Consider the following 11,226-nt stretch of genomic DNA (forward strand, 5'->3'; position numbering starts at 1 on the left):
ACTTTAGAGCTGAAGGCCGTCTGCCATCGCGGGCAGATGCGACCGCAGCAGCGCCTTCCAACCGAGGCGGGCAAACAATGCGCCGATGACTTTCTTCTGAGCGTCAGGCAGCGCGGTGATTTCGTCGGCGTGAGCTTTGCAGAAGGCGACGACGGCGTCATCGGAGCGTCCGGGCTGGATCAGCAGTCGCAGCAGGTCAGTGCCGAAGACATTCGCACGCTTTTCCAGCAGCGGAGTCAGGGTCTGCCATTTCGTGAGCGCCGGGAGCCAGGATTCGAGCAGCGTGGGCGTCGTTTCAGCCAGCGGCACCGGCAGCGGTGTGAATGTGGCCGCCGCATCCAGCACATGCGCGTCTTCCATCAGGCCGATGAGTCGTCCCGGCCGATGCTCCAGCCGGTGCACATCCGACAGGCGGTTCATCGTGGCTTGTTTCCATTCCGCACTGGCGGCGGCCCCGGAGGTTTCGGCACGCTGCATGATCTCGCTGAAAAGCTCGGGCACCACCGTCGCCGCCTGCAGCCACTGGGCCACATCGGACTGCTGCGGCGGAATGATCCGTGTTCCGGCCCGGGACAACTGCTCCGCGGCCATGAGCTTGCTCACGTGATCGAGCACTTCGAGCGCCCGTGCCTTGTCCTGCGGTGCCAGATGATCGAGCAGCCGGACACCACGCCGGATCGTCTCGTCCACACCAAGAGAAGCGGCGCGGAGGTTGGTGATGCGCAGCGTTTGCTCGCGGGCGGCGTTGAAGTGGTCTTCCCTGCCCTTGATCAGGGGTTGCAGCGCTTTTTTGAGCTGCGCATCGCGGGCGGTGAGTGCGGCGAGATCAGGCAGGCGTGTTTCAAACAGCGTCAGCAGGTTCGTCGCGGCCTCGGGAGCCAGTTTGGGCAGATCGGCGGCGCTTTGGATGATGAAGCTCACCACCAGTTGCGGATCAGGCCGCTGGCCGTAGAAGCTCAGGAGCCCGGCGGACTCTTTGGCATCGCGACGCAGCAAGGCGGTGAGCAGTCGAGTCCCAAACGTGGGCGACGTTTTGGCCAGCCAGGGTTCCACGATGGATCGCAGCTTCTGATCCTTCTCCACACAGGTGATGATCCGGCAGATCTGCGTCGGCTCTTCCGCGTCATCGAGCGGAAAATCGCGGAACCCGGCCGCTTCAGCGACGAATGGGGTGTCCTTCAGCGCCCACAGCGCGGTCTCGCTGTTTTTGAGGACCGCATCAAATCGATAAGCCAGACTGCTGCACCAGGTGATGGAGCGGTCGAGCCCATTCTCGCCGGCCAGATCGAGTGTCAGCGCCAAAAGCTGAGGCGCCTGCCCCAGCGCCATGATGAAGCGGTCGGCAGGCGTCTCCGGCTGCGAGGCTGCGACGGCTTTCTGCTGCTCAGCGCTCTGTTTCAGCAGCGCCACGGCATGCCGCGCCAGGGCGATGCCACGTGGTTTGTCCTCGACGGCAAGATCCCGCAGCACCCGCAAGATCACCTGCGTCTCCGAGGAACCGCGGTTGGGCGCGAGGTCCTCCCAGCGCTTCGCCGCGAGCATCGTTCCCGCACGTTGGGCCAGTTCGTCCCGGGCCGCCTGGATGATGGGGGCGAGCGCCTTTTTGAGCGCCGGGTCCTTGGCATTCGCATCGACGAAACCTGGCAGCTCATTCGAGAAAAAGGCGCCCAGTTTCAGCCGGTCTGCCGCTGGCAGCGCGGCGATCTCCGCGGCGTGATCCAGCAGCACCAGGCGGAAGGCGGCCTGCCGTGGCACCAGGTTGTCCGCAGCGGTGGCAGCGGGAAGAGAAGCGGCCTTGTCGCCGATTTTGAACGAGTCCACGCCATCGCGCACGAGCAGCGCCTGCACGAGGTGGCCTGTCAAAGTGGCGGGGTGATGCTCGCCGAGCTGCGCCACCGCGTCGCGCACGACCGCCAGTTCCCGTGAGTCGCGGAAATCCCGCACCACCTCCACCGTCCTGCCAGTCTGGCCGGCTGCCGTTTCGAGCAGCAGCTTTGAAACCTCCTTCTCCAGGCAGCCGAGCGCTTTCATCAGGACGATGAACTCGCCCGCGGTTTCGACCTCCTGGCCCCGGGCGGTGATTTGCGACGCCCACGCGGAGGAATCCTGCGCACTGTCTTCGACCGCGAACTCGAACGCCACCACGCCGGCCTGCGTCTTCATCTGCCGCGCCAGCCACTCCACGTAACGGCCAGCGGACCGTTCCAGCGGGCTGTTGCGGGAGGACCGGTTGAGCCGCTCGTTCTCTTGAAAACCTGCGATCGCACGACGACGCAGCTCCGCGTCGGGACTGGTCCACGCATCGCGCAGCAGTCGGATGAAGCGGCGCAGCGCATCCGGATCGCGGGAGGCGATGATGCTCACGTAATCATCCATCGCTGAAGGAGCCGGTCTGGCGGCAAAGGGATCCGGCGGCAGAAGATTGAGGTCACGATACGCGATGAACAGGTCATCCAGCGAGCCGGGGCAGTTTCGCTGCTTCCAGAGGCGCAGGATCTCGTGAACGATGCCGCCAGACGCGAAGGCGCGAGCGTCCGTGCCCCTGGCGGGAACCAGCTTCTGCACCCACGCGGTGGCGACGGCGGGAAACAGGCCGTCATCAGCCATCATGACCTCCGCGTAGCCTTTGCAGAAGTCGTGCACGGCCTGCCCCTCGCTCTGCAAGACAGCGGGGAACACGCGTTCCTCCAGTGCTGCCGTGTCACGCCGCCTCGCGGCCTCCCAGGTGGCAAACAACGCCGGAGATGGCATGGGAATGTGGTTCTCTGCTTCAAACGCCGTGCTGTCGGGCAAGAGCGACCGCCTGACCGGAGCTCGACGGCTCTTTGACGTCGCACGTCCATCGCCCACGAGGTTTTGAAGCGCCAGCTCCGCCGTTTCGTCGAGATCGCGTCCCTCGAACATCCTCAATCCGGCATACGGGGCGAATCCCGTCAGTGCGAGGTCCGGCAAACGCATCAAAGCACGGCACAACGCATCATGCGCGATGCGGCGGTCGTTGCGCTGCCTGCGCAGAGGCTCGGCGAGTTCATGGGGTGCCGGCTCACCCGCGCCCCGCGTCCCAAAGGTCTCCCACAAGCCGGGACAGCCATCGCCACGCTGGAGCAGCTCCAGGAACTGCGTCAACTCGCCCGCAAGCCAGGCCGGTCGTTTTTTCAGCGGGTCGAGGTTCTTCAGCCACGCGGTGATGAGGCTGGCGGCCGAGAGCGTGGTTTCCGTCTGCCCTTTCTCCCGTGCTTTACGAAGAATTGATGACAGGAGGCCATGCTGCGCCATCTCCGGCAGTTGGGTCCAGTGCTTCAACGCGGTGGCATTGTCCTCCGCTGCGGTCATTTCCACGATCTTCCGGCGTGCCTCGTCAGCCTTCGGATTGGCAGCCAGAACGGCCTCATATTCGCTCAGCGCCCGGTTGAGCAGGGCTTCCGAGTCCAGGGACGTGTCGCCATCGTTGAACTGAAAAACGCGGCCGTGCGCGTGTTGCATCGAAAGCACGGCGGCGTGTTCCAGGCGTGCTTTCCAGCCTGTCGCGGCGTTGCTCTTGATGGAGGTCAGAAACGGCTGGCGCAACTGATGCATCTCCAGTTTGAGCAGGAGCTGCGTCATCTCCTGGGCCGTGTTCGTGCCAGCCTGGCTGCTGTGCCAGTCGCTCACGAGGCGGCGCATCCGGCGGACCGCCTCTGCAAGTGCGCCAGCGCCATTGTTCTGGGTGAGCAGGCGGTCCAGCGTGTCGCGGCCGTCCACACCACCGCGTCGCAGCAGCGTCTGGGAGTACGGATTGGCGATGGCGGCCGTGTTGCGAACCGGGGCCGGTTGCACCCCCTTGGGCAAGGATTGGCGCAGGCGTTCCATCTCGTCCTCCATGCCAAATCGCTCCATGAGCAGGACGATTTCCTTTTTCAGCGGCGGGGAGGAGGGCTTCGTCGTCCATTTTTCGAGCGCCAGCCGTGCGGCTGCGTTGGCCAGTTCGGCATTGCCTTCCGCATCGAACTGGAAGGCCAGATAAAGACCGGCGGAGTCGATGCGCTCGAGCAGCGCCGCTTCCGTGGCCCGTTTGCGGGCGCTTTGCAGATGCTGCAGCGCACCGTCGAGATCCTTCTCCCGTTCCAACAGCCAGCTCATGCCCAGGAAGTCCTGCACGGTGGCCTCCGGCCGTGTGACACGACTTTTCCATTCTTCCACCAACGGCTTCGTGTCATCACACAGCAGGCGCAGCAGCAGTTGCAGCCGGGGCTCGTGGATCGTTGGGATGCGCTCACGCATCGCTGTCTGAAATTCCTGGCTTTGTGGATCTTCGTCACCCTCGCCGTCTTTGCGCGGCTTCATCAGATCCACCAAGGCAGCGATGTAAGGCGGAAAATCGGGCAGAAAGGTCGCCACTGGCACCGGCGCAGGCTCCAGCGGAGTCACCGTGGCCCGAGCCCGCGCAATTCGTGGCATCTGGGGCGCCTTGGGCCTGGAGGCGAGCTCGATCAGGTGCTGGAAACCGGTGAGCACATGATCCCAGCGTGCCAGCGCCATCATGGCTCCCGCCATTTCCACCAGTTGATCCAGATCCGTCTCCGTCTGCATCCAGCGTCCGACCGTTCGGACGAGCGACTCGGTTTGGGTCTCGTCCAGTTCCACAAGCGATGCAGGAATCCCGAGACCCCCGTGGTTGCCTGCTCCCAGCAGCGACTGCGCTAGACGCCAGGCACGCCCTCCACAACGCGGCAGTTTCCCGAAGACCTCAATCACCCGTCGTGTCCACACCTCGGGCTGGTCCACAAAGTCCGACCTCAAGGCCCGCTGGACTGCCTGCAAGGCCAGGTGCGGATACCGCTGCTCGAAAAGCGTGAAGCAGTGTTCAAGAGCGGCGAAATCGGCTGCGTCCTGATTCTGCCACCCGCCCAGCAGCCACGCGGCGTGCAAGGCGAGATCTTCAGGATGCGCCGCAAGCATTTCGGCATCGAGCGTCAGCTCCGGGTTCTTTTGTGCCGCCTCAAACAGCAGATCGGGCTGGCTGACGCCGAGCCGTTTGAGCTGACGCACCACACGTTGCCGGTCCTCGCCGGTCGTGGTGGATGAAATCTGCAGCGCATGCACCAGCGCAAACCCCGGCGCGACCGTGACATCCTCCGGCAGCAGGACCTGATTGGAGCCCGCCACGGGCGGCAGCAAGGGCGAAGCGGGCTCTGACCCAGCCTCATTCCGATAACCGTAGGCCTTGCCCGAAACAGCAAGCATCTGCACCCACTCCCGCGCCCCTGCGGGCAGGTCTTCCACCTCCGGCTCCGCCGGTGCCGACGTGGTCGTTCCGGGGAGCTCCTCATGAATGTCCATCACGCGCAGGAAGGCCGCCAGTGCCTCGGCGGGATGGTCGCTCTCTTCGAGCGCGACCCCCCGCAGGTAATGCAGGCGGTAATGTCCCGGATGCTTGTCGAGGAATCCAGGCAGCAGCCCGACCAGACGCTCCCAGTCCCGCTGCGAAGCCAGTGCCGACGCCGTGGCCTCGATGGCCTCCGGCGCCATCAGGTCCTGGCTCGACAGGTCAAACAGGATGCGATAGCCCTCCTCCGCGTCGCCATTCTCGATCTGGATCTTGGCGATCAATTGACGGGCGCGGGTGGTTTTGTCGAGCTTCGCCGCGGCTTCCAGCGTGCGGATGGCCTCCGGATACAATCCTGCATCCTCCTCGCACCGGGCGATCTCGGTCAGCAGGCTGACGTCCTGCGGCCGCATCTGCGAGGCCTCATGCAGGCAGCGCAGGCGGCTGTCCGGGTCATTGACGGCCCGGTGGATTTCAGCCAGCGCCAACCATGGATAGGCCGAGGCGCGGTTCTGCTGCTGCCGCCGTTGAAAATTCTCGATCAGCTTCGGCAGCGCGTTGCGGGACTCCGCCGCGAGCGCCAGCGGTGACAGCAGCCGCAGGCGTGCGGCGGTGTCCGTGGTCTTCTCATAGAGCGCCAGATACACACGCTCGGCCTCCTCCGGCTGGCTGGCGTTCAGGCACGCGGTGGCGTAGGCGTTGGCAGCCTCGGGCGCGTCAGGAAACTTGCGCATGGCCTGCCTCAGCACCTTGAGCACCTCCTCGCCACGGTACAACTCCGCGAGCACCTTTGCCTCCACCAGCCAGGGCTCCACCGCGCCGGGCGCGACGGCTTTCCAGTCGGTGATCAACGGCAGCGCCTCCTGCGGCTGGCTGTCACGCCGCAGCAGGTCCACCAGCATCTGCAGCCGTGCCGGCGTCTTGTTTCCTGGCAGATCCACCAGCTTGCGCAGCGTTTGCGCGGCCTTCTTCCAGTCATGATTGGCCTGATGAAGACGGCTCAGCTCCCCGAGGCAGATGACCGCGTCCTTTTCAGGGGCCGTTGCCAGCAGCTTCTCCGCCTCCGCGAGGTCGCCGCGTTCATTCAGCAGCATGGCCAGCAGGCAGCGGTCCTGGACACTCGGAGCAGATTGCTTCTGCAGCTTTTCCACCAGCGGCGCGGTGAACTGGCCCGCGTAACGAAGGATGAGGCGCAGCGGCACCAGGGCATTCTCGATGTCCTCCCCGCTGCGCATCAGGCCCAGCCGTGTCAGCGCCCATGGCAGGGCGCGTTCATACTCCTCATTGGCCACGGCCGTCTGCACCAGCAGCGCCAGGTATCGCGGCTGCCCACCAAACTCACGTTCGCGGCCCAGAAGCACATCCAGCGCCGGGCGCGACTCCAGCCGCGCCTGCAAGGCCTGCGCGATGCGCAAAAGATCCTCCAGCGTGCCGCTTTGAGCCAGTGTCTGCCACAGCGCCAGCGCCTCGTCACGCCGGCCTTCGCGGTGCAGGTAATGCGCGTACACCTCCTTCGCGGACGAGCTGTCCGGAAAGGCCTCCACCAGCCGTCGATACGCCTTCGATGCCGGCGAATCGGCCTTCGCTGGCGGCTTCTCCCAGCTCTCCAGGATTCTGGCGACACGCAGCAGGTCCGTCTCGGTCGCACCCGCCACGGTGACGTAGTTCTCCAGCGTGGTGACAGCCCCTTGAAGGTTGTTGCCGCGTTGCTGCAAGGTCGCCAGCCGGATCAGCAGCTCCTTGTCCTGGGGATTCTGCGCCGCCAGCGCTTGGGCCTGCGCCACGGCCTCCTGCGTTTGGTCAAGCGAGTCGAGCAGATCGAGAAAACCTTCCCGCAGGTCATTGCGGCCGGGATTTGACTGCAACAACGCCCGCGCGGCCTTCAGCGCCTGCTGCTGCTGTCCCGTCGCCGCCAGCAGCAGCGCATGCTGCCAGGCCAGGTTCACCCGCTGCGGCTGCGCGGCCAGCAGTTTGGCCAGATGCTTCTCCAGACCGGCGATGTCGTCCGTCATGCGGAACACCCGCTCGATCCGGCCCAGCACATCGCCCTCGATCCAGGTGTCGGTCCCCGTCGCGGTCAGCGCGGCATCCAGAACCGTCAGCGACTCGTCGCGACGCTCCGCGATCATGAGGATGTCAGCCAGCCGCAACTGCCGCAGCGTCCGGGCCACGGCATCGCGGCTGCGGCCCACCAGCGCGCGTGAGGCTTCGATCGCGGCATCCAGCTGCCCTTCATCAACGAACAGGTCGATGACCTCCTCGGTGAGTTCCTCATCCTCCGCGTGCGCGGCCACCAGGTCCTTCCAAACACGCAACGCATCCTCCTGGCGGCCCAGCCTCACCAGCGCACGCCCTTTCAGCTTCGCGATCTCAAGCCCGAGCGCCTCGGCCGGACCCGCGGCGGCGGCTTGATCGAGGGATTTCAACGCGGACTCAAAGTCGAGCAGCCGCGTCTCGAGGCGCGAACGCTCCAGCCACGCGCTGGCATTCTGCGGCGCCAGCGTGAGCGCCCGTTCATACGCGGCCAGCGCTGCCGGATCGTCACCACGATGCGCATGGCACAGCGCCAGCACGAGGTGATCGGCGGCCGTGGCCTCAGGTCTTGCGGCTTCCGCCGTCAGATGGTCCAGCAGGCTGGCGGCGGTGCCTTCCTCCAGCCAGGCGGAATGAAACCGCTCAAAGATCGTGCCCGGCTCCGGACGTCGCTTCAAGATGTCCAGGTAGCGGCGGGCGGATGGCGGCACGCTGATCTCGGCGTGGCCTGCAAGCGCCAGCAGCAGAAAAAAAAGCGCGGAACGAAACGGCATGCGTGGCTTTTAGCGGAATTCCGCCGGCTCTGGCAAGGATGGAGGTTGATCCGCCTGCGGGAGCCGGAGTAGCATCGCGCATGTCTTCTTCGTCCTTCGCCGAAACCGCCACACGCCTTTGCACGGCCTGCGGTTTGTGTTGCGACGGCACGATGTTTCAGATCGTGAAGATGCAGCCGGGAGACCGCACCTCGGAGCTGGCCAGGCTCGGCATGCGCATCCGCAGCAAGGGCGATGAATTTCACATGGAGCAGCCCTGCCCCGCGCTGAAGGAGCGCTGCTGCACCATCTATGCGCAGCGGCCCACGCGCTGCCGCCTGTTTCACTGCCAGCAGTTGCGCCTGATCGAGGCCGATGAGACGACGGAGGCCTCCGCGCTCGACCTGATCCGCCAGACGCAGGCACAGGCGGCACAGGTGCGTGAGCTGATCGAGCGCTGCGGTTTGCGTGAGGACGGGCAGCCGTTGATCGAACGTTTCGAGCGCCTGATGAGCACGCCCGTGGATGAAAATCTCGAGCCGGAGCTCGTGGTCTTGCGTGCGGAACTGGACGGCGCGATGCGCAGGCTGCGGCTCGTCATCAATCGCGAGTTCAGGCCGCCTCCACTCTCACACTGAGCGCTGCTGAGGGGATAATTCGTCATTCTGCATTCGTCATTCTGCATTTCCCTGTCATCATGGCGGATGGAACAGAAACTTCTGAGCCTGCTCGCCAGTGAGGAATACACGCCCTCGAATGTGCCGGAGCTGCTCTCTCAAATGGGCCTGAGGCCCAATCAACAGCAGGTGCTGCAATCCCTGCTCAAAAGCCTGGTGAAACAGGGCAAAATCGTCCGCACCAAGGGCAATCGCTACATCGTGGCGAAGGAGGCCGACTTGATCCCCGGCGTGATCCAGATCACGCGCGGCGGACGCGGCTTCGTGCAGCCTGATGAGGCCGGCATCGGCGAGATCAGCATCCCTGAAAGCGCCACCGACACCGCGATGCATGGCGACCGTGTGCTGGTGCGTCTCGACGTGCGCCCGCAGGGACTGCGCAAACCCGGGCCGCAGGAGCAAAGCGGCAGCGTGGTGCGTGTGCTGGAGCGCAAGCGCACGCGGTTCGTCGGCACGCTGCAACGCTCCAAGACCTTCCTGCACGTGGTGCCGGATGATCCGCGTCTTCCAGGGGCCGTTTATGTGCCCGAACCACGCGATGTGGGACGCAAACCCAACGCAGGTGACAAGGTGGTCGTGGAGATCACCGCCTGGGAATCGAAGAAGACAGCCCCCGAAGGCGAGATCGTCGAGGTGCTCGGCCCGCCGGACGCGGAGGGGGTCGATATGCTCTCCGTGCTGCGTCATTACGACCTGCCGCTCAGCTTTCCGAAGAACACGCTCAACGAGGCGCAGACCATCGCGAAATCTCGCGCTGACAACCAGCCGGGCGCGGACGAATGCAAAGGCCGCGTCGATTGCCGCTCGCACGATGTCATCACCATCGATCCTGACGACGCGAAAGACTTCGACGATGCGATCTGCATCGAGAAGCACGGTCACGATCAATGGCGGCTGTGGGTTCACATCGCCGACGTGTCGCATTACGTGCGTCCGGGCAGTCCGCTCGATGTGGAGGCGCGGAAGCGCGGCAATTCGACCTACCTCGTCGATCGCGTCATCCCGATGCTGCCGGAGGCGCTGAGCAACGAGCTCTGCTCCCTCAAGCCAAACATCGACCGCCTGACGAAGTGCGTGGAGTTCGTGATGTCGAAGGAAGGACATGTCGTCAGCTCGAAGTTCTACGCCGCCGTCATCCACTCGAAGCGCCGCTTCACCTACCAGGAGGCCTTCACCACGCTGCAACGGCCGCCGCAGGGCGACATCGAGCAGATGCTGCACGACGCGCACGCCCTGGCGCAGAAGGTCCGCCATCTGCGCTTCCGCAACGGCTCCCTCGACCTCGACTTCCCGGAGAACAAGATCCGTCTCGATGACCAGGGCCGCGTGCTGCGCATCGAGCGCATGGAAAACGACGCCTCCCACCAGTTGATCGAGGAGTTCATGCTCCTGGCCAATGAGGCCGTCGCAGGCCGTCTCATGGCCTTGAACCGGCCCAGCGTGTATCGCATCCACGAGGCGCCGAAGGAGAAGAAGCTCAACGACTACCGCGAGGACGTCCTCAGCCACCGCATCCCCTGCGGCAACCTCAACCACCGCCCGGAGGTGCAGAAGCTGCTCAGCAAGCTCGACACCCTGCCCATCGGCCCCGCCTTGAAGATCGGCTTCCTGCGTTCCCTCATGCGGGCGCGTTACGCCGTCGAGCCCTTGGGGCATTATGGACTCGCGAAAACGAAGTACACCCACTTCACCTCCCCGATCCGCCGCTACGCCGACCTCGTCGTGCATCGGGCGCTGTTTGAGAAGACCCAGCTCGATGGGAACACGGCGAAGCAGATCGCCGATCACATCACCGCCACCGAGAAGAACTCCGCCGACGCCGAACGCGACAGCAAGGACGTGAAGCTCTACGCCTTCCTCAAGGCCCAGCTCGCCTCGAAAAAGCCGCAGCAGTATGCCGCGCTCGTCACCGACGTGCGGAACTTCGGCTTCTTCGTCGATGTGCCCGAGCTCGGTATGAGCGGCGGCGTGCCGCTCTCCGCCATCCCGGACGACTTCTACATGTTCGACCCCGCCAGCGGCCAGCTCATCGGCCGCCACACCCGCCGCGTCATCCGCCTCGGCGACAACGTGGTCGTGCAGATCTACAAAGTGGACAGCGTGAAGAAGCAGGTCGATTTCCAGCTCGTCCTCCAACGCGGCGAAACCCCACGCCCCCGCAAGCCCGAACGAGGTGAACGAAGCGAACGCCGCCACCGCGACCGCGCCGAAATCAAAAGCGCTCCCCCACGCAAACCCGGCCACGGTCACAAACACGCCCGCAAAAAACGCCGCTAGCCCGGACCGGAGCGCGGACGCCCCCGTCCGCCTTCGTCGTTGGATCAGTGGGTCAGTGGGTCAGTGGGTCAGTGGGTCGGTGGATCGGTGAGTCGGTGCCGCCTGGCTCGCCGAGCCAGAACGAGACTGGGCCAGCGCTCGTAGGCTCGTTCGCCAGAACGAGACGGGGGGCTTGCGCAGC

The 11,226-nt window shown here is 64.9% G+C and carries 3 protein-coding genes; 2 read left to right on the plus strand and 1 reads right to left on the minus strand.

Annotated features, from left to right (window positions below):
- Positions 1-3: 3 nt before the first annotated feature.
- Positions 4-8,112 carry a hypothetical protein gene (locus IAE77_RS10395; protein WP_294225763.1) on the minus strand — a complete coding sequence of 2,703 codons (8,109 nt, stop codon included), beginning with the start codon at positions 8,110-8,112 and terminating at the stop codon, positions 4-6.
- An 80-nt stretch (positions 8,113-8,192) separates the two neighbouring features.
- Between IAE77_RS10395 and IAE77_RS10400 the strand changes: the two genes are divergently transcribed.
- Complete coding sequence (locus IAE77_RS10400; RefSeq protein WP_294225766.1) at positions 8,193-8,729, plus strand: YkgJ family cysteine cluster protein; 537 nt, start codon at positions 8,193-8,195, stop codon at positions 8,727-8,729.
- Between the two features lie 66 nt (positions 8,730-8,795).
- Positions 8,796-11,045, plus strand: a complete 2,250-nt coding sequence (gene rnr / locus IAE77_RS10405) for a ribonuclease R (protein ID WP_294225770.1) — start codon at positions 8,796-8,798, stop codon at positions 11,043-11,045.
- Positions 11,046-11,226: the final 181 nt, after the last annotated feature.

Origin of the sequence: Prosthecobacter sp. (assembly GCF_014879935.1) — a bacterium.
GTDB lineage: Bacteria > Verrucomicrobiota > Verrucomicrobiia > Verrucomicrobiales > Verrucomicrobiaceae > Prosthecobacter.

Excerpts from the sequence above, each read along its gene's own strand:
- IAE77_RS10395 (WP_294225763.1), bottom strand. The coding sequence starts at position 8,112 with ATGCCGTTTCGTTCCGCGCTTTTTTTTCTGCTGCTGGCGCTTGCAGGC.
- IAE77_RS10400 (WP_294225766.1), top strand. The coding sequence starts at position 8,193 with ATGTCTTCTTCGTCCTTCGCCGAAACCGCCACACGCCTTTGCACGGCC.
- rnr (WP_294225770.1), top strand. The coding sequence starts at position 8,796 with ATGGAACAGAAACTTCTGAGCCTGCTCGCCAGTGAGGAATACACGCCC.